Consider the following 19,563-nt stretch of genomic DNA (forward strand, 5'->3'; position numbering starts at 1 on the left):
GATGGCGTTGACTGACGGGGATGTGCGGGGATTCGTCCGCGATGACATGGCGGAAGTGCGCGCCGCGTTCGAGACCAACTTCACCGACGGCGCCGAGACGGGTGCGTGCTTCTGCGCCACCGTCGACGGCGAGACCGTCGCCGACCTCGTGGGCGGGTACGCCGACGCGGCGCACACCCGGGTCTGGCAGTGGGACACGATCGTGAACGTCTACTCGATCACCAAGACCATGGCGGCGCTGACCGCACTGCTGGTCGCCGATCGCGGGGAGCTCGACTTCGACGCCCCGGTGGCCCGCTACTGGCCCGAGTTCGCGGCCAACGGCAAGGACGAGATCACGGTCGCGCAGGTGATGAGCCACTCCGCGGGACTGTCCGGCTGGCGCGAGCCGTTGCGGCCCGAGGACCTCTACGACTGGGAGAAGGCGACCGGGTCCCTGGCGGCTCAGGAACCGTTCTGGAAACCCGGCACCGCTTCCGGCTATCACGTGGTCACCCAAGGCTTCCTGATCGGTGAGATCGTACGGCGGATCACCGGCCGGTCGCTCGGCACGGTGTTCCGTGAGGAGATCGCCGAACCTCTCGGCGCCGACTTCCACATCGGCCTGCCGGAGTCGGAGGAGTCCCGTGTCGCCGAGCTGATCCCGCCGCGGGTGGAGCCGTTCTCCGACGACGTGACGGAGTTGCAGGACAACGCGGCGCACAATCCCCGGGTGGACACGTCGGTGACCGACTCGCGGGCCTGGCGGGCCGCCGAGATACCCGCCGGCGGCGGCACCGGGAACGCGCGATCCGTCGCCCAGGTGCACGCCGTTCTCGCCAACGGCGGCGTCGCCCAGGGCCGGCGCTTCCTGTCCGAGGCGACGTGCCGCAGCGCCCTGCGTGTTCAAATCGAGGGACCGGACCTCATTCTCGGCATCCCGGTTCGCTTCGGTCTCGGATTCGCGGTCGGCGGCGACTTCATGCCCCATCCCAACACCCTGTTCTGGGGTGGCGCGGGCGGTTCGCTGGCCATCATCGACATGGACGCACGCGCGACGTACGCCTATGCGATGAACAGGATGGGCGGTGGCCGCACCGGCGACATGCGTGCCTTCGCACCGATCTCCGCGGCCTGGGACGCCCTCGCCCGCACCGGCGGTCACCACACCGGGTGACCCGGGAGCGCCCGGCACGGATGGGCCACGGGTTCGGTGATCCGATCCGGCCGGTGGTTCGTATCACCCGGTGTCCGCACGTGTCGACGGGACTCGATGAGCCCTGTTCGGCGCATCCGAGTGAGGGAGGTCTGATGTCCGTGTGGCGCCGCCTGTGTGATGCCGCGGTTCTCTCCACCGCATTGATCATGCTCGTGCCGGATCCGGTGCGGGCCGCGCCGGACGTTCCGGTACCTCCCGAGAATCTGCTGCTCGACCGGGGCACCGGGGAGATCTCCGACGCCGACCGGGACCTCGTCGTCAAGGTCCGCCTCGCCGGGCTGTGGGAGATCCCGGCCGGGGAGATGGCACAGCGGAAGTCGAACAGCGCCCGGATCAAGCGGATCGGCCGCAACATCGCCGACCAGCACGCCGCGCTCGACGAACTGGCCCGGGCCGCCGCCAAGGAACTGAAGATCGCGTTGCCGAACAAGCCGAACAGCGACCAGCAGGGCTGGCTCGACGAGATGGAGGCGGCGCAGGGCCCCGAGTTCGACGCGATCTACATCGACCGGCTCCGGTCCGCGCACGGCAAGATCTTCCCGGCGATCGCGACGATCCGGTCGAGCACCCGCAACGACACCGTCCGCAGGCTCGCGCAGCAGGCCAACCAGTTCGTCATGACACACATGACCCTGCTGGAGAGCAGCGGCATCGTCGACTTCGCCGCGCTGCCGGCCGCGCCGGCGCCGGCCGCCGCCACCGGCAAGGCGCCCGCGCAGGTGCTGTCCGCGGCCGAACAGGGCGCGAACGAGGACACGCTGGGCGGCGCCGACATGCCGCTGATCGCCGCCGCCCTCGCCGGTGGGCTGATCGCGGGCATCCTGGTGACCCGGCAGGTCGTCGGCGGCCGCGGACGGCCGGGCTACCGCGGGCGCCGCCCACGCTATTACGGCGGCTGAACAGGCCGCGGACGGCCGGGCTTCCGCGGGCGCCGCCCACGCTATTACGGCGGCTGAACAGGCCGCGGACGGCCGGGCTACCGCGGGCGCCGCCCGCGCTTTTACGGCGGCTGAACAGGCTGGGACGGCGGGCTTGCGCGGGCGGGTCCACAAGGGCGGCGGCCGGGCCCGGCCGCCGTCGGTGGTCCTTCCCGAAGCTGGTGTACGACCTGCGCATACTTGAGGGAGTTCGCCGAACCCGGGAGTGGCTGTGCGCGACGATCTCGATCTCTGGCTCGAGGACCTGGAGTCACCGGAAGCGGCCCGATGGGTGGCCGACCGCAACACCGAGACTCTGGCCGGATATCAGGACCCGGCCTTTGCCCGCCTGCGGGACACACTCCGCGAGGTGCTCGACAGCAAGGAGCGCCTCACCGTCCCGGGCTGGCGCGGCGACGGCCTCTACTACGACTTCCGGCAGGACGCCGACCATCCGCGCGGGCTGTGGCGGCGTACCACGGCCGACGAGTTCCGCCGCGACGAGCCGGAGTGGGACGTGCTGCTGGACGTCGGCGCGCTCAACCGGGCCGAGGACGAGAACTGGACCTGGAGCGACGTCACGGTGCTCCGGCCCGGCTACGACCGCTGCCTGATCAGTCTGGCCCGGGGCGGAGCCGACGCCGTCGTGGTCCGCGAGTTCGACCTGCGCGACCGGGTGTTCGTCGCCGACGGGTTCACCCTGCCGGAGGCGAAGAGCAGCGTGAGCTGGATCGACGCCGACCACATCTTCGTGGCGACCGACTTCGGCCCCGGCACGGCGACGTCCTCCGGCTATCCGCGGGTGGTGAAACGGTGGCGGCGCGGCACACCGCTCGCCGAAGCGGAGACGATCTTCGAGGGCGAGCCCGGCGACGTCTCGGTCCGGGCCTTCCACGACCCCACCCCGGGGTACGAGCGGGATCTGGTGGTCCGGTACTCGGACTTCTTCCACAGCGAGCGGCACCTGCTGCGGCCGGACGGCACACTGGACCGCGTCGAGGTGCCCGGGGACGCCGTGTGCGAACTGCACCGGGAGTGGCTGCTGGTCCGGCTCCGGTCCCCGTGGGGCGCCTTCCCCGCCGGGGCGCTGCTGGCCTCCCCGGCGGACCGGCACGACTTCGCCGTCCTGTTCGAGCCGGACGCGCGCACGTCGCTGCAGGGCTGGCAGTGGACCCGCGACCACCTGCTGCTCGTCACCATGACCGACGTGCGGACGCGGGTCGACGTGCTCACCCCGGGCTTCCCGGAGTGGAGCCGGCAACCGCTGTCCGGCGCCGACGGGTTCGACCACACCGGGATCGTCGAGACCGATCCGGACAACGGCAACGCGTACCTGCTGCTCTCCACCGGCCACCTGAGCCCGGCGGCCCTCACCCTGGGCACCGTCGGCGGCCCGGCCGAGGTGATCAAGCGTTCACCCGCGTTCTTCGCCGCCGAGGGGCTCTCGGTGCGGCAGTTCTTCGCCACCTCGGCGGACGGGACCCGGGTACCGTACTTCGTGGTCGGCGGCGAGCCCGGCGGCCCGGTGATGCTGGAGGGGTACGGCGGCTTCGAGGTGGCCCTGACCCCCGGGTACGACGGCGTCGGCGGGCGCGGCTGGCTGGCCCGTGGCGGCATCCGGGTGGTGGCGAACATCCGGGGCGGCGGCGAGTACGGCCCGGCCTGGCATCAGGCGGCCATGCGGGCGAACCGGCCCCGGGCGTACGAGGACTTCGCGGCCGTCGCCACCGACCTGGTGGACCGCGGCATCGCCACCCCGCAGCGGCTGGGCATCGCCGGCGGCAGCAACGGCGGCCTGCTGATGGGCGTCATGCTGACCCGCTACCCGGAACTGTTCGGCGCGGTCGTCGCCGCGGTGCCGATCCTCGACCTGCGCCGCTACCACCTGCTGCTGGCCGGGCGGTCCTGGGTGGCCGAGTACGGCGATCCCGACGTCGAACAGGACTGGGCGTACCTGCGGGAGTTCTCGCCGTACCAGAACGTCCGGCCGGGCCGTCCGTACCCGCCGGTCCTGTTCATCACGTCCACTCGCGACGACCGTGTGCACCCCGGGCACGCCCGGCGGATGGCGGCGCTGCTGCTACGGCACGGCTACGACGTCTCCTACTACGAGAACGTCGAGGGCGGCCACGGGGCCGCCGCCGACAACGAGCAGGCCGCCACCATCGAGGCGCTCACCATGGAGTTCCTCTGGCGGCGTCTCGGCGGTTCACCGGGAGGGGATGCCGTCGACGGCGATGCTGTCCGGGGCGTCGAAGCCGAACAGGCGGGTGAACTCGGCACGTAGTCCGCCGGTGCCGAGATGCGAGTTCGCCGGCAGATCCGATCGGGACGCCGCCGCACCGGCGGAGCGGATTTCCACCGGTGCGGGAAGAACCACCGCCGGCGACCCGGGAAAGATCGCGGAATCCTGGAACCCGGCATATACTCCGGTATGCATTTCAACCGCGACGCTCTTGAATCGCTCAAAGCCGATCCGGCGGCCTCGTCCATTCACCGGTCGCTCGGTTTCTACTACGGAAACGCGGAGCACGACGCGGCGCTGGACGCCTTCTACGCGCGGTTCGTGGCTCCCGGCGATCTGGTCTTCGACGTCGGGGCGCACGTGGGCGACCGGATCGGCAGCTTCCGGCGGCTCGGGGCGCGGGTGGTCGCGGTCGAGCCGCAGCCGCTCTGCCTGCGCGCGATCCGGGAGATCTACGCTGGTGACGACGACGTGGTGACGGTTCCCGCGGTGTGCGGAGAGTCCACCGGGACGGTCGACTTCTACGTCAACTCGGCCAATCCCACGGTGTCGACGGCGTCCCGCGACTTCGTCCGGGCGGCCGACGGCGCGGACGGGTGGCAGGGCCAGGTGTGGGACGAACAGTTCCGGGCCCGGTCCGTCACCCTCGATTCACTGATCGCCGAACACGGTGTCCCGGCATTCGTGAAAATCGACGTGGAAGGATTCGAGGAAACGGTTCTGTCAGGCCTGAGCCGATCCGTTCCGGCGCTGTCGTTCGAATTCACGACAATTGAGCGTGACGTGGCGCTGCGCTGTCTCGACCGGGTCACCGGGCTCGGTTTCAAGGAATTCAACATCGCGATGGGCGAGTCGATGTCGATGGCGTTCCCGCAGTGGGCGGGCCGGGCGGAGACGGCCGCCCACATCCGCGAGCTGCCGCACGAGGCGAACGCCGGCGACGTCTACTGCCGCTGAGCCCGACGGTCAGACGGTGGCGGCGGGTTCGGTCTCCAGGGATCCGCTCCACCAGGGGATCTCACGGCGCAGCGACTCCTGCCGCCACAGCCACCGGACGTCCTTGCCGAACGACCAGAGCAGCGCGGCGATGGTGACCGCGATGCACGCCTGGGCCAGCGGGATCGGCAGCAGGCCGGCGCTCGTCACCACCAGCACGGCGCCCTGCCCGGCGGCCACCACCTTGCGGGAGAACCGCGGCGGCAGCGTCCCGTTCAGCCAGGGCATCGGGTAGGACGCGAGGACGTACGCGTACCGGAAGAGGCCGATGCCGACCGCCCACCAGCCCAGCGTGGTGCCCAGGTAGACGCTCAGCGCGATGGCCAGGACCGAGTCGGCCTCCATGTCGAACCGGGCGCCGAACTCGGAGGTGGCGCCGGTGCGCCGGGCGATCTGGCCGTCCACGGCGTCGCACGCCAGGGACACCGCGGCCAGAGCGATCAGCGCGACGTGGTGGGTGTCGCCGGCGACCGCTGCGGCGGTGAGGGCGATCACCCCGCCGGTCAGGATCAGCCGGCCGAAGGTGACCGTGTCGGCGAGTCCCCAGCGGTGGCCGTGGTGCCGTTTCAGGGAACGGCCCAGCAGCGCCCACGTGCCGGCCGCGAAGACGATCCCGGCCGGCCAGCCGGCCGCCCCGAGCCCGACGGTCGCCTCCAGCAGGAGCAGGACGGCTGCCTGCGCGATGCCGCCGAGAACCAATGGGCGTGCCGGAACCGTCACTATTCCTCCTGTAGCCGCTCGTTCACCTGCCGTCGGGTAACACGGTTCGCGGCGACGGGCGGTTCAGCCGGAGATCTTGATTTCCGCGGCGGCGCCGAGACGATCCCCGATCCGTTCGGCGTACGCGGTCAGAAAGGACTGCCGGACGGTGCGGCTCTTCGAGTCGATCAGGTTCATGGCCCGGGCCGCCTGTGCCAGCAGGGAGCCGAACAGCAGCTCGGTGGCGTACAGACCGGTGACCGGGCCGGTGACCTGGACCAGGCCGAACTCGGGCATCCACTCGGCGTGGCAGCCGTTGGCCGCGGCCACCATCCGCAGCAGCAGCGCCTTCGGGCCCTCGTACGGGTTGTCCACCGCGATCCGCCGCCCGCCGTCGCGCCCGTCGCCGGGGCTCCGCCGGAGCAGCTCCTGCGCCGCCACGGTACGGTCCGCAGCCACCTCGCCGTCGTCGGTCGCTTCGGCCTCGGCCAGCAGTGCGCGTACCCGGTCGAGCAGTTGCCTGCCGGGCTCACCTGCCGGCGCCGGGCTGACCGGCCCGACGTGCGGCATGGCCGTGAGCAGGCGCAGCACCTGGACGATCGACTCGATCGCGGTGGCCCGGTCGAGCCCGTTGCGGTCCGCCCATTCCGGCAGGAGACAGGGGTCCAGCGGGCCCGGTTCGGTGACGAGCCGGCTGTGCCGGGCGGTGTGCTCCCGCCGGACCACCCGGACGATCTCGGCCGTCTGCCAGCCACGCTGCCCGGCCTGATCGAGCTCCCGGTGCAGGGCGGCCGCCAGGGCCCGGTCGATCTCCCGCGGGTCGGCGTTGTCCGCCAGCCGGCGGCAGGCCGCGGCGTCGAGGCCGAGCAGGGTGTCGGCGATCGGCCGCTGGGCCGGGATGCGGGGCCGTCCCGCCGCCAACCGCCTCACCTTGTGTCGTTTCCGGCTGTTCCAGCCCACGGGTCGGTTCACCTTGCTGTCGGGGTCGGGTTGCTCCGGTCACCTCACCATCCCGGACCGAACCGCCGCCGCGTTTCGCTCGTGAAGCACCCGATCGGGCATATCGGTCACCGGCTATCGCCCGGCCGGCTCCACCTTCGGGTGGACCGGGTGCGCGGCCGGCGCGGCGCCCGGCAACCGGCGGGCAACCTGGAGAGGACGTGCACGCCTCGCGGGGCCCGGAGACCCCGGGACACGCTCCCCGTTTGCAACCCATCTGCATTCAGCAAACCGTGCAGCAACCGACGCGGCCGCCGAAAGAGAGGTCACCCCCGAAAAGCAACCTCGAGAGAGGCGCCGAACACCTATGCGCAGCTTCCGCCTCCGCACCACAGCCATCGCCTCCTCCGTCCTGATGAGCCTCGGGCTTTCCGCGGTGCCCGCCCGGGCCGAGGGCAAGACTGCCGCCATGGCGATCACCTCCACCACATTGGCCGACCGCCTGACCGCCGTGCGGTCGGCCAAGTCGATCAACTACTACCCGTCGGACGCCGGCTGGTCGGCGATGTGGACCGGTTTCGACGCGGTCCGGATCGACGCCGACCTGGCCAAAGCCGCCGCGCTCGGCGCCGACAACGTCCGGGTGATCGTCTTCCCGCAGGCGTTCGGCTACCCGGCGCCGAAGACCGAGTACACCGAGAAACTGCGCAAGGTCGTCAGCATCGCCGCCGCGCACGGCCTCACCGTCAAGATCACCCTGTTCGACTGGTGGGCCGCCTACTCCGACGTCACCGGCAGCATCGCCTGGGCCAAGGCCGTGCTGGCGCCGTACGCGAACGACCCGCGAGTCATCGGCGTCGAGCTGAAGAACGAGTTCCAGCCCGGCGACGCGGCCGCGGTCACCTGGGTCAAGCAGCTCATCCCGGCGATCCGGACCGAGTTCCCGACCCTGCCGCTGACCCTGTCGGTGGACGGCGGCACCGGCGCGGCCGGCATGGCGAACATCAAGTCGTCGCTGACCGCCACCCCGCTCGACTACTACGACTTCCACTTCTACGGCAGCTCGGAGCGGTCGCTCGCCGAGATCCGCAAGGCGCAGGCCGCCGTCGCCCCCACCCCGATCGTGATCGGGGAGACCGGTGTCAGCAGCGCGGTCGTCAGCGAGGGGGAGCAGGCCGCCTACCTGGCCCGGGTCTTCCGCGCCGCGGTCGAGGCCGGGGTCGGCTCGGTGTCACCGTGGACACTCAACGACTTCGCGGCCGGCGCCATCCCCAGCAACTCGATCGTGTCGACGATGCCCGCCCAGTACAGGTTCGGCCTGTACCGTGCCGACGGCACCGCGAAGCTGGCCGCCACGGTCGTCCGGCTCGCCTGGACCGGCGCCCCGATCCCGAACAGCATCCTCAACCTGAGCTTCGAGGCGGCGGCCATCGACTCGCCGTGGCGGCAGACCAACACCGGCGCGGGCACGGCCGTGATCACCACCGGGATGGCCCGCACCGGCGCCCAGTCGGCACGGTTCTCCGGCACCACCCGTACCGCGGCCGGCCTGCCGGGCCTGGTCGTCTCTCCGATCACGCCGGTGCAGCCCGGCTACCGCTGGCGGGCCGAGGCGTACGCTCGCGGCATCGGCGCCACCGGCGTCACCGAGATCGCGCTGAGCTGGTTCGACGCGAACGGCAAGTGGATCGGCCAGAACACCTCGAACCGGCTCCCGGCCGGCGACACCGGCTGGACCAAGCTGGTGGTCGAGACGGTCACCGCCCCGCCCGGCGCCGCCGCGGTGCAGCTGCACCTGAAGTCCGGCGACAACACCGGGACCGTCTGGTTCGACGATGTGGCGGTCAGCTGACACGGGAGAACGCGAAAGGCGGGCGCGAGCCCGCCTTTCGCCGTTCACGAGGTCTGGCTCAGGATCTCGTTGACGACCTTCTGCACGTCGGCGCGGGCCTTCGGCGGCGCCGTCCCGGCCACGCCCACCTGCCAGCGCGGCGTCCCGGTGCCACCGCCGTCGGCGAAGAAGTGGCTGAGGACCAGCACGTACCTGCCTTCGCTGTTCTCCTTGATCTGACCGAACCGGGTGGTGGCGTCCACCCGGCGCGGCTCGGTGGCGGCGGTGAACAGCTCCTCGTCCAACTGTGCCATCCGCGCCTGGCCGCACGGCGCGGCACAGGGCCGGACCATCACGACGACCCGCTTCCCGCTGCCCGGGTTCCCCTCGTCGACGCAGACGTACGCCTTCGCGCCGGCCAGATCGACCTTCGCCCCGAGACAGCCCCAGGACGACGGGGTACGGAACGCGAACGGCCAACCCCGGAACGACATCGTGTACGTCTCGTCGCCGGCCGCGAAGGTGGCGCCGGTGACCTTGCGTGCCGGAGCGCCGGCTCGCAGCGTGGGCTCGCCGGCGGACCCGCCCGGTGGGACCCCACCCGGCGTCGGCAGGCCCGGCCCGTCGGTGGGCAGCGGCGGCAGGGCCGGGACCGTCGGTTCGGTGCCGTCGGAGCCGGTGGGCGCCGGTTTCGCGGACCGTGGGAAGGCGGCCGGGTCACCGGCGCTCACGACCACCGAGCCGACACTGCAGATCACGCCGACCAGGGTGAGCGCCAGGAGGGCGACCATGGCGCCCATGCCGCGGTACCGCTGCGGCGGGGAGCCCAGCGCGCCGTCCGCGAAGACCACCACGGGGGCCCGGTACTCCAGGTCCACGGTCTCGCCCGGCTGCGCCAGCACTATCAGATCGGCCTTGCCGATCCGCCGGGGCAGCAGATAGGGGACGTGCACGTGGACGTGGTGCTGTCCGGGGGTGACCGGCACCACCACCGGATGCCGCCAGCCCGCCTCCACCGGGTAGCCGTCGATCAGCAGCACCGGCCGGAACAGCTGCATGAGGAAGGCGAGCGGGAAGTACCGCATGGTGACCGCGATGGCCGTCTGCTGTGGTGCGGGATCCGGCCACGAGTATCCCGGCCACGGCTGGCTGTACATGTCGGTGCCTCCCGGTGAAGTGGTTTCACCGGAGGACACCCCGTCGCCGTACGGCCGGTTCAAACCCCGGGCTGTCGCCTCTCAGACGGGCGCGGACTCCAGGGCCGGCCGCCCGAGCCAGGCGATCAGGTCGGCCGGGCGTACCGGGCGGCTGATGTGGTAGCCCTGCGCGCTGGCGCAGCCCAGATCGCCGAGCAGGGTCAGCGCCGCCTCGTCCTCCACGCCCTCGGCCACCACCTCCAGGTCCAGGGCGCGGGCCAGCTCCAGCACCGCCCGTACGATCGCCGTGCCGCCGTGGGAGCCGGCGACCGTACGGATGAAGCTGCGGTCGATCTTCAGCTCGTGCAGCGGCATGTTCTGCAGGTACGACATCGACGAGTAGCCGGTGCCGAAGTCGTCGACCGAGAGCCGTACCCCGATCTCGCGCAGCCGGGTCAGCACGCTGCCCGCGCGTACCGGGTCGGTGATGATCGAGGTCTCGGTGATCTCCAGGGTGAGCATGCCGGCCGGCACGTCGTGCGCGCCGAGCGCGGTGATCACCCGGTCCGGGAACGCCTCGTCCAGCAGGCAGACGGTGGGCACGTTGACCGCGACCGGCAGCACCGTGCCGGTGGCCCGCCAGCAGCGGTGCTGGTCGAGGGCCATGCCCAGGACCCGGTCGGTGAGCGGGACGATGATCTCGTTCTCCTCGGCCTGTGGGATGAAGTCGCCCGGCTGGAGCAGCCCGCGGACCGGGTGCTGCCAGCGCACCAGCGCCTCCACCCCGACCACCCGGCCGGTGCCGGTGGCCACCTTCGGCTGGTAGTGCAGCACCAGCTCGTCCTGTTCGACGGCCTGGCGCAGCTCGCCGATCAGGCCCAGTTCCCGTTCGCTGCGGCGGTCCGCCCGCGGGTCGTAGACGGCGATGCCGAGCCGGTTGCGCTTCGCGTCGTACATGGCGATGTCGGCGTGCTGGAGCAGCTCCGTGCCGCTCGCGCTGTGCAGCGGGTAGACGGCCGCACCGATGCTGCCGCTGATGTCGACCGTCACGCCGTCCAGTTCGGCGGGGCCCTCCAGGGACTCCAGCAGCCGCCGGCCGATCTCGGCGCAGTGTCCGGGGGAGTAGATCTCCGGCATCAGTACGGCGAACTCGTCGCCGCCGAGCCGGGCCACCGTGTCGGTGCTGCGCACCGCCCTGGAGAGCCGCGCCGCCACCTCCTTGAGCAGCAGGTCACCGGCGTGGTGGCCGAGGGTGTCGTTGACCTCCTTGAACTTGTTGAGGTCGAGCAGCAGCAGACCCACCGCGCTGTCGTCCTGCTCGGCGAGCCGGAGTTCGTTCTCGATCTCGTCGGCGAGCAGGGCCCGGTTGGCCAGCCCGGTCAGCTCGTCGTGCAAGGCCCGGTACCGGCTCTCCACGGCCTGGCCCTCCAACCGGCGCTGATGGCTCAGCAGGATTCCGGCGCAGAGCACCAGGAGCAGGAAGTCGACGCCGCAGATCACGCTCGCGGCCAGGGTGAGCTTGCGGTTGAACTCGCCGGCCTCGGCCAGGTAGGCGTCCATCCCGAGCCGGTGCCGGTTCACGTTGGCGTTGGCCGACTTGCGCAGGAAGGACGCGCCGAGGTCGGCCTGGTCGGCCAGGTCGTTCATCTGTTCCGGGTCGCTGGTGGTCCGCCGGATCTCCTGGAGGGTCTCGGTGAACGCCGCGTAGGAGCCGGCCGTCAGGGTCGCGCTCCGGACGTCGGCCGGGTCGCCGTTCTGGATCTGCCAGGCCAGGTCCGGCTCGGCCGAGCGGATCGCGCTGTCCAGCAGGTCCCGGCCGAACCGGCGGGCCGAGACGTACCCGCGGACCGCCTCGTTCTCGAGGCTGATGTGCAGGTCGAGCTGGGACCAGCGGTCGCTGATCCGCGAACTGTGCTGGATGTGGCTGGTGGTCCGGGCGTTGGCGGCGATGCTGACGGCGGCCAGCGCCGCCAGCGCGAACACGCCGAGCGCGAGCCCGATCACCGCGGCGCGGGCCACGGCTTTACTGCGAACCACCTTCCCGAGCACCCGGGTCCCCCTCATCGCATCCGGCCACCGTCGTGGTCTCGATCGGCCGATCCGCTGCCCGGGTGAAGGGGATCGCCCATACTGTCTTCGACCGAGGGCGAAAATAGGCGTAACTATGAAATATCGGATCTTTTCGTTTTTGTTGATTCCCGCGCTCCTCTGCTCGGTCTCGTGCACCGAGCGGGACGACCAGGCCGGCCACAAGCCCATGGTCGGGTTCGTCGTGGCCAACAAGCAGCTCAACTTCTCCCAGGAGATGTCCCTGGGGTTCATCGCCGGGGTGGACCAGGTCGGCGGAGTCGGCTACCAGGTGGACGGGCCCAACATCGTCGACGGCCCGCGGCAGTTGGCCCAGTTCCGCGAGATGCTGACGACCGCCCGCGGCGGGCTCTCGGTGTTCACCCTCACCCCGGACCTCTTCGCCGGCCCGATGGCCGAGGCGATCGGCGCCGGCGTGCCGGTCGTCGCGGTGGACAGCCCGGCCCTGCCGTCGGCCGGGGTGAAGCTCTTCATCGGCAACGACAGTTACGCGCTGGGCCGGCTGCTGGCCCGCGAGGTCATCCGGAGGCTGCCGGCGGACGCCACCGGAAAGATCGTCCTGGGGACCTCCGCGCCCGGCGTCCCGGTTCTGGACGGCCGGGCCCGGGGCATCGCCGACGAGATCAAGGAGAAGCTCCCGAACGTGACCGTTTTCGGTCCGTTCGACACCAGGCAGGAGGTGGAGGCGAACCTCGCCGCCTGGTCCACCCTCGTCGAACTGAACTCGTCGGCGCTGGCGTTCATCGGCACCGGCGACGCCGACGGCTGGAACCTGGCCGAGATCCGCCGCCGAACCGGGGCGACCTGGCTGGCCGGCGCCTTCGACATCGGCCCCAAATCGCTTGCCGCCGTCCGGACCGGCGGCCTGATCCTGGTGTCGCCCGAGCACTACGTGAAGGGCGCGGTCGCCGGGCTCCTCACGGCCGAGCACGCCAAGACCGGCAAGGACCTCCCCGAGGGCTGGCTGTACGTCCCGGGCATCGCCGTCGACGGTGACAACGTCGACGAGATCGTGGCCCGGCAGGCCACCGTCGCGACCCGGAAGGCGGCCTTCGCCGCGCAGATCGACGACGTCCTGCGCAACCCCGCCAACCTGCGCCCGCTCGACGAGGTGAGCTGACGCCGGCGCGGCACGAGGCGCCCGGTCCACCGCGACGGTTTGCCGGGAAGGCGGGCCGGCGAGTCAGACTGGGCGGAGCCGTCGTGTCACCCGGCGGGCTCTGCGCAGTGGACGGAGGACCATGACTCGCCGTTGGCATGTCGTCACCCTGGCGTTGCTCGCCGTGTTCGCCCTGGCCTGCGAGGGCAGCGGCAGCGCACAGCCGAAACCGACCAAGACCAGCGCCAGGCCGGCCACCGGTTATCCGGCCTCGATGGTGGCGCTCGGCGACTCGATCACCGCGGGCCTGGGCAGTTGCGCCGCCTATGTGGCGTGCACCCGCAACTCCTGGTCGACCGGGAACAACTCCGCGATAGCCAGCCACTACCAGCGGATCCTGGACAAGAACGCGAAGATCAAAGGGGAGGCGGACAACCTCGCCGAGCCCGGCGCCGAAGCCGACGCGCTGGCCGGGCAGGCCCGCCGGGCGGTCGACCTGAAACCCCAGTACGTGACGATCCTCATCGGCGCCAACGACGCGTGTGCCCGCCGGGTGCAGGACATGACCCCGGTCGCCACCTTCCGTGACGAGATCGACGCCGGCCTGGCTCCACTGCGGAAGGGCCTGCCCAAGACGCGCATCCTGATGGTCAGCATCCCGGACCTGTACCGGCTGTGGCAGGTCGGCCGCGAGGACGGCGACGCGGTCGAGGTGTGGAGCCGTGGCGGGATCTGCCGGTCCATGCTGGACGATCCGACCTCGACGGCCGCCGCCGACCAGCAGCGGCGCGAGCGGGTCCGGGACCGCGTCGAGGCGTACAACACCGAACTTCGCAAGGCCTGCAAGGCGTACGGGTCGCGATGCCGCTGGGACGGTGGCGCCGCGCACCGGATCCGTTTCGATCTCGACCAGGTCAGCGAGTTCGACTACTTTCATCCGAACGCGGACGGTCAGAAGAAACTGGCCGAAGTGGTCTATCCCGGTCGCTTCACATGGTGACGGCCATCACAGCCCGCCAGAATGGCACGGCTTCCCACAGCAAGGGTGATTTCCGGACACGGCACCGGGAGATATACAGGCGACAGAGCGGCAGCGAACCCTTGAAAGGAGCCCGATGGCCACCTGGATTCTGGTGCCGTGCCTGGGCCAGTTGCGCACCGAACTGAACCGGATCGCGCCCGGCCGGGACAAGACGAGCGACGGCACCATCGGTGACGCGGCGCACCGGAACCGTAGCTCCGACCACAACGACGACGAGGTCGGCAGGGTGCCGATCCGAGACGCGGACTCCAGGCACGAGGTGCACGCCATCGACCTCGACGCCAATCTGCGTGAGTCGGACCTGACCATGGAGAAGGTGGTGCAGCACATCCTGGCCCGCTGTCGCAGCGGTGCCGAGAAACGGCTGCGCTACATCATCTACAACAAGCGCATCTGGGAGGCGTCCAACAACTGGCGCCGGCGCTCGTACAGCGGGGACAACCCGCACACCCAGCACGCCCACTTCTCCGCCTCGTACGAGACACGGCACGAAGCCTCGACCGTTTCCTGGCATCTGGAGGACATTCCCGTGGCACTGACCGACGCTGACAAGAAATGGCTGGCCGCCCAGATCGACAAGGCGGCCACCACGGCGGCCGAGCGGGTCTGGAAGACGAAGTGGAACATCAACTTCGAGCCGGGCGGCAAGCCGTACCTGGCGGAGGCCGGCAGCATCCTGGCCCACGTCCCGAGTGAGCACGGCCGCTCCGAGGCGCTGCTCAACGAGATCAAGACCGACGTGGAGAAGCTGCTCGCCGAGTGAGCGGATCGATATCTGGAAAGGGGCCGGTCACCGGCCCCTTTCTCCGCGTCTAGGCAGGGGTGACGCGGTCGCGGATGGTGTCGAGGACCGCCTCCGCGGCCCACGCGGCGGCGTCGGCGATGTCCCGCCCGTCCAGCCCGAACTCGCGGCGGAACGTCACCCAGGTCCCGACCGAGTCGAGATGCGACAGCGCCGCGATGACCGCCCGGCGCTGGGCCGCGCCGAGGGACGGCACCTCGGCGTCCAGCAGCCGCTCCAGCTGCGCCCGGCCGGGCGACGGCGCCGCCCCGCTCACCCCGCGCATCGCCGTCTCGGCGACGACGTGGGCGAGCTCCGGCCGCGCGTCGTACCGCTGCATCGCCTCGCGGATCGCGAGCGGGACATCGAAGATCGACTGCGACTCCTCGCGGGCGAACATCGTCGCCTCGATCCAGGCCGCGGTCGCCAACAGCAGGTCGACACGGGTCGGATAGTTGCGGAACACCGTGCGCTCGGCGATGCCGGCCCGGCGCGCGATGACCCGGTACGACACGTCGTCGCTGCCGAGCTCCTCGATCAACTCGGCGTAGGCGGCGAGGATCGCCACCTGTGTGCCGCTGCGCGCCGGGACCGCCGTGGACCCGGTCACGGCCGCGCCCACGTCGCCTCCGGCAGCCGCGCGAGCACGGTGCCCACCGCGTGGTCGAACGCGTCGCAGATCTCGCCCGCGTCCATGTCGAAACCGGTGCGCAGCCGGGCCCAGAACATCGCCGACGAGAAGTAGCGGAGCGACGCCGCGACCCGCAGGCGATCCCGCCGGTTCAGCGTCGGCGCCGCCACCTCGAGCATCGCCTCGATCGCCCGGGTGATGTAGGCCGGCTCGGTGTCCAGCGTCGGCGAGATCGCGGACGCGCGCGCGCCGACGTACGCATACGCCGGCAATGTGTCGAAGGCCCGGAAGCGCTCGTGCACGGCGGTGCAGAAGTCGGACACGGTCACGAACGGCGGCAGCGGGAAACAGGCCTGCTCGATCCAGTGCGACAGGGCGGCGAGCAGGTGGGCGCGCGTCGGGTACTGCCGATAGATCGTGCGCTCGGAGATGCCGACCTCGTCCGCGAGGGCACGGTAGGAGATGTCGTCGAACGTGCGCTCGCGCAGCAGCACCGCGGCACTCGCGAGAATCGCGGTCGCGGTGTCGACCGGCTCCTCCATCACGTCTCCCTCTTCCGGGCGGCCGGCCAGTGCTGAGGTCTGGTGACTTCCGGCGGGAGCACGTATCGATCGGAATCGTCGAGCGTGAGCGCCAGCGACGAGACGTACAGCACCTCGCCGTGCGGTCCCCTCTCGGCCGAGGCCAGCATATCCGGCCGCTCGAACAGGTATCCGGTGACGTGGCAGCGGAGCCGCTCGCCCGAGGGGTTGCCGTCGGCGTCGAAGCGGGGGGAGGCGATGCCGTCGGAGCGGCGCCGCAGGTAGTAACGCCCCCGCGTGGCGAGGGCGGTGACCGGCGTCGCCACGAACGCCACGCCGATCGCGATGAGCACCGAGAACGGCTTCACGTCGGCGCCGAACACCCCGGTGAACGCGAGCAGCGACAGCGCCGAGGCGAGCCCGACCGACACCAGGCCGACCGGGTTCCAGTCGTGCAGCATGCCGCGGCGGAACTCGGGGAAACGCGGCGAGACGCGCAGCACCCATTTGTTGATCGCGATGTCGGTGGCGATCGTCACGAGCCAGGCCATGACGATGTTCGCGTAGAGGCTCAGCACGAGCGAGATGAGGGCGAAGACGTCCAGCATCATCAGCACGTACGCGATCACCAGGTTGAACAGGACGAAGATCGTGCGGCCCGGATAGTGTTTCGCCAGCCGGGTGAAGACGTTCGACCAGGCGAGCGAGCCCGAGTACGCGTTCGTCACATTGATCTTCACCTGGGCGACCACGATGAGCACCAGGGCGAGCACGATCGCGAGCCAGTCCGGGACGAGGGTCTGGTACATCACCACGAACTGTTTGACCGGCTCGGTCGCCTGGTGCCCGAGCGTGGGCTCGACCCGGACCAGCAGGTAGACGGCGAGGAACACCCCGATCACCTGCTTGGTGCCGCTGAAGACGACCCAGCCCGGCCCGGCGAACGCGAACGACGTCCACCACGAGCGGGTGTTCGACGGCGTACGCGGCGGCATGGCCCGGATGTAGTCGATCTGCTCGGCCAGTTGCGGGGTGAGGGCGAAACACACGGCCGCACTCGACACCACGGCGCCGAAGCCGACCGATCCGTCGGAGTCGCCGGTGAACGTCGTGAAGGCGCTCACCACCTCGGGGTCGGAGACGAGGATCCACAGCAGCGGCAGCAGGGCGAGGGCGAGCCACAGGGGGGTGGTCCAGAACTGCAGGCGCTCCAGCGCGCGCATGCCGTAGATGACGATCGGGATCACCACGACGGTCGAGACGAGATAGCCGAGCCACAGCGGCATCCCCGTCGCCACCTGCAGCCCCTGCGCCATGATGGCGCCCTCCAGGGCGAAGAAGATGCAGGTGAAGCCCGCGAAGATCACCGTGGTGATGATCGAGCCGTAGTAGCCGAACCCCGAACCACGGGCGATAAGATCGAGGTCGAGGTTGTAGCGCGCGGCGTAGTAGGCGACCGGCACACCCACGATGACGATGATGACCGACGCGAACACGATGCCGAGCACGGCGTTGGAGGTGCCGTGGTCGATGCCGACACTCGCGCCGATCGAGAAGTCGGCGAGGAACGCGATGGACCCGAGGGCGGTCGCGCCGACGGAGGCCGCGCTCCAGCGCCGGAAGGTGCGTGGCACGTAGCGGAACGCGTAGTCCTCCAGGCTGTCCTCCGCGGCCGCGCGCGCGTTGTCCGTCGACACAGGGCAAACTTCGCTGTCCGGTGTTACGACGGCGTTGCGGGTATGAGTCATGCTGTGCCCGCCTTGGCATGCCCTCCCGGCCCTCGCCTACAAGGTTCGCGGTTCGGCGCGAGAGGGCACCGCCCGGCGCGGTCGGTCATGCCGGCTCAGATCGCCATGGCGGCTCGCACCGTGGAGGTGGCCGCCATGCCACCCATACCGGTCTGTGTGACGAAACCCGAGGCGAGTACGACGTAGCGCTCGGCGGCCTCCAGGGCGAAACCGATGTGCTGCTCGACAAGCAGTACGTGCATGCCCTCCTCGGCCAGCTGCATGATGGTCTGTTCGATCTCGGCGACGATCGTGGGCTGGATGCCCTCGGTCGGCTCGTCGAGGATGAGCAGCTTCGGCTGGGTGATGAGGGCACGGGCGATCGCGAGCTGCTGACGCTGCCCGCCGGAGAGCAGTCCCGCCTTCCGGGTGGCGAACTGCGCCAGGGCGGGGAAGCGGGCCAGTTGCGCGTCGATCAGGGCCTTGCCGTTCCGGCGCCCGTCGGCCACCAGCCGCAGATTCTCCAGCGTGGTGAGCTGACCGAACGACTGCTGACCCTGCGGCACGTACGCCATTCCGCGAGCGACGCGCCGGTTGGGGGCGAGCGACGTGATGTCCTCGCCGTCGAACAGCACACGGCCCCTCGACGGCTTGACGAGGCCGATCGCGAGACGTAGCAGGGTCGTCTTGCCGGCGCCGTTGTGGCCGAGCACCGCCACCACCTTGCCGGCCGGCACCGTCACGCCGTGCAGCACCTGCGTGCGCCCGTAACCGGCCTCGACGTCGGTGATCTCCAGCATGTCAGCCCTCCGTCATGGCGTCTGCTGTGCCTAGGTAGACCTCTTGCACCCTGGGGTCGGACTGCACCTCGGCGACGGTGCCCTGGGAGAGCACCCTGCCCTGGTGCAGCACCGTCACGCGGGTGGCGAAGCGGCGCATGAAGTCCATGTCGTGCTCGACCACGAGCACGGTCCGTTTCACCGCGATGCGCTGCAGGAGCTCGCCGGTCGCGGTGCGCTCGTCCTGGCTCATGCCGGCGACCGGCTCGTCGAGCAGCAGCACTTTCGCGTCCTGTACGAGCAGCATCGCGATCTCCAGCCACTGCTTCTGGCCGTGCGACAGGATGCCGGCCGGCGTGGCGAGTTCTCCGGTGAGCCCGGTCTCCTCCAGCGCCAGCTCGATCGCCGGGCCGACACCACGCCGGGCCCGCAACAGCGAGGCCGAGGAGCGGTGGCGCCCGGCGGCGATGTCGAGGTTCTGCAGCACGGTGAGTTCGTCGAAGACGCTCGCGGTCTGGAACGTGCGGCCGACCCCGAGGCGGACGATCTTGTGCACCTGCTTGCCGAGCAGCTCCTTATCGCCGAGCATCGCCGACCCGGTGCCCTTCACCAGCCCGGTGATGGCATCGATGCAGGTCGTCTTGCCGGCGCCGTTCGGGCCGATGAGGAACCGGACCTCGCCGGGGTGCGCGTCGAAGGAGACACCGCCGACCGCGACGAAGCCGGAGAACTCGACGCGGAGGTCCGTGACAACGAGCGAAGCGTCGGTCATGGCTGTTCCCCCTCTCGGGATTCAAAAGCGCAGCGGGGTGCGGTCATGATCGTCCTTCGGCCGGTCATGGTCGGCCGTCTCTTCAAGGGCCTGACCGGCCTGCTCACGCACAACAAGAACATCACCGTGGTGCAGGGCGAGGGCAAGCTCGTCGGCAAGGAC

17 protein-coding genes are annotated in these 19,563 nt (G+C 70.6%); 8 read left to right on the forward strand and 9 right to left on the reverse strand.

What is annotated here, in order from left to right; genetic code table 11:
* Window positions 1-46: 46 nt before the first annotated feature.
* From AB0I88_RS26795 to AB0I88_RS26810, 4 genes are all read left to right on the forward strand, one after another.
* Window positions 47-1,156 carry a serine hydrolase domain-containing protein gene (locus AB0I88_RS26795; protein ID WP_361030114.1) on the forward strand — a complete coding sequence of 370 codons (1,110 nt, stop codon included), beginning with the start codon at window positions 47-49 and terminating at the stop codon, window positions 1,154-1,156.
* Window positions 1,157-1,290: 134 nt separating this feature from the next.
* Entirely contained in the window at window positions 1,291-2,097 is an 807-nt protein-coding gene (locus AB0I88_RS26800; RefSeq protein WP_361030117.1) for a DUF4142 domain-containing protein, read from the forward strand.
* Window positions 2,098-2,347: 250 nt separating this feature from the next.
* Window positions 2,348-4,402 (forward strand): prolyl oligopeptidase family serine peptidase, encoded by a 2,055-nt coding sequence (locus tag AB0I88_RS26805; RefSeq protein ID WP_361030120.1) that lies wholly within the window; start codon window positions 2,348-2,350, stop codon window positions 4,400-4,402.
* A gap of 147 nt (window positions 4,403-4,549) precedes the next feature.
* Window positions 4,550-5,317, forward strand: a complete 768-nt coding sequence (locus AB0I88_RS26810) for an FkbM family methyltransferase (RefSeq protein ID WP_361030123.1) — start codon at window positions 4,550-4,552, stop codon at window positions 5,315-5,317.
* A gap of 9 nt (window positions 5,318-5,326) precedes the next feature.
* Here AB0I88_RS26810 and AB0I88_RS26815 read toward each other — a convergent pair whose 3' ends face one another.
* Together AB0I88_RS26815 and AB0I88_RS26820 are read right to left on the reverse strand one after the other, a co-directional pair.
* On the reverse strand, window positions 5,327-6,076 hold the full coding sequence (locus AB0I88_RS26815; protein WP_361030126.1) for a CDP-alcohol phosphatidyltransferase family protein: 750 nt from the start codon (window positions 6,074-6,076) through the stop codon (window positions 5,327-5,329).
* Window positions 6,077-6,139: 63 nt separating this feature from the next.
* Entirely contained in the window at window positions 6,140-6,976 is an 837-nt protein-coding gene (locus AB0I88_RS26820) for a hypothetical protein (protein WP_361030129.1), read from the reverse strand.
* 385 nt (window positions 6,977-7,361) lie between these two features.
* Between AB0I88_RS26820 and AB0I88_RS26825 the strand changes: the two genes are divergently transcribed.
* Window positions 7,362-8,846 carry a glycosyl hydrolase gene (locus AB0I88_RS26825; protein WP_361030132.1) on the forward strand — a complete coding sequence of 495 codons (1,485 nt, stop codon included), beginning with the start codon at window positions 7,362-7,364 and terminating at the stop codon, window positions 8,844-8,846.
* Window positions 8,847-8,890: 44 nt separating this feature from the next.
* Here the strand turns inward: AB0I88_RS26825 and AB0I88_RS26830 are convergent, their stop codons facing one another.
* Together AB0I88_RS26830 and AB0I88_RS26835 are read right to left on the reverse strand one after the other, a co-directional pair.
* Window positions 8,891-9,982 carry a hypothetical protein gene (locus tag AB0I88_RS26830; RefSeq protein WP_361030134.1) on the reverse strand — a complete coding sequence of 364 codons (1,092 nt, stop codon included), beginning with the start codon at window positions 9,980-9,982 and terminating at the stop codon, window positions 8,891-8,893.
* Between the two features lie 81 nt (window positions 9,983-10,063).
* Window positions 10,064-12,025, reverse strand: a complete 1,962-nt coding sequence (locus AB0I88_RS26835; RefSeq protein WP_361030137.1) for an EAL domain-containing protein — start codon at window positions 12,023-12,025, stop codon at window positions 10,064-10,066.
* Between the two features lie 124 nt (window positions 12,026-12,149).
* Between AB0I88_RS26835 and AB0I88_RS26840 the strand changes: the two genes are divergently transcribed.
* The 3 genes from AB0I88_RS26840 (at window position 12,150) to AB0I88_RS26850 (ending at window position 14,953) form a co-directional block, all read left to right on the forward strand.
* Window positions 12,150-13,169 (forward strand): sugar ABC transporter substrate-binding protein, encoded by a 1,020-nt coding sequence (locus tag AB0I88_RS26840; protein ID WP_361030140.1) that lies wholly within the window; start codon window positions 12,150-12,152, stop codon window positions 13,167-13,169.
* A gap of 121 nt (window positions 13,170-13,290) precedes the next feature.
* Window positions 13,291-14,148, forward strand: a complete 858-nt coding sequence (locus tag AB0I88_RS26845) for a GDSL-type esterase/lipase family protein (RefSeq protein ID WP_361030143.1) — start codon at window positions 13,291-13,293, stop codon at window positions 14,146-14,148.
* A 115-nt stretch (window positions 14,149-14,263) separates the two neighbouring features.
* Complete coding sequence (locus tag AB0I88_RS26850; RefSeq protein ID WP_361030146.1) at window positions 14,264-14,953, forward strand: hypothetical protein; 690 nt, start codon at window positions 14,264-14,266, stop codon at window positions 14,951-14,953.
* A 49-nt stretch (window positions 14,954-15,002) separates the two neighbouring features.
* On the opposite strand, the gene AB0I88_RS26855 is transcribed toward AB0I88_RS26850, so the two are convergent.
* The 5 genes from AB0I88_RS26855 to urtD form a co-directional block, all read right to left on the reverse strand.
* Window positions 15,003-15,593, reverse strand: coding sequence for a TetR/AcrR family transcriptional regulator (locus AB0I88_RS26855; RefSeq protein ID WP_361030149.1), 591 nt, complete (start codon window positions 15,591-15,593; stop codon window positions 15,003-15,005).
* The gene (locus AB0I88_RS26860; protein WP_361030152.1) at window positions 15,578-16,144 is read right to left on the reverse strand and encodes a helix-turn-helix domain-containing protein; all 567 of its coding nucleotides are present in this window, start codon (window positions 16,142-16,144) and stop codon (window positions 15,578-15,580) included. The genes AB0I88_RS26855 and AB0I88_RS26860 overlap by 16 nt, the downstream gene beginning before the upstream one ends.
* Window positions 16,144-17,820, reverse strand: a complete 1,677-nt coding sequence (locus tag AB0I88_RS26865) for a hypothetical protein (RefSeq protein WP_361030155.1) — start codon at window positions 17,818-17,820, stop codon at window positions 16,144-16,146. Before AB0I88_RS26865 ends, AB0I88_RS26860 begins: the two co-directional genes overlap by 1 nt.
* Window positions 17,821-17,966: 146 nt before the next feature.
* On the reverse strand, window positions 17,967-18,650 hold the full coding sequence (locus tag AB0I88_RS26870) for an ATP-binding cassette domain-containing protein (RefSeq protein WP_361030158.1): 684 nt from the start codon (window positions 18,648-18,650) through the stop codon (window positions 17,967-17,969).
* A gap of 1 nt (window position 18,651) precedes the next feature.
* Entirely contained in the window at window positions 18,652-19,401 is a 750-nt protein-coding gene (gene urtD, locus AB0I88_RS26875; RefSeq protein WP_361030161.1) for an urea ABC transporter ATP-binding protein UrtD, read from the reverse strand.
* Window positions 19,402-19,563 lie beyond the last annotated feature (162 nt).

The organism is Actinoplanes sp. NPDC049802 (assembly GCF_040656595.1).
GTDB lineage: Bacteria > Actinomycetota > Actinomycetes > Mycobacteriales > Micromonosporaceae > Actinoplanes.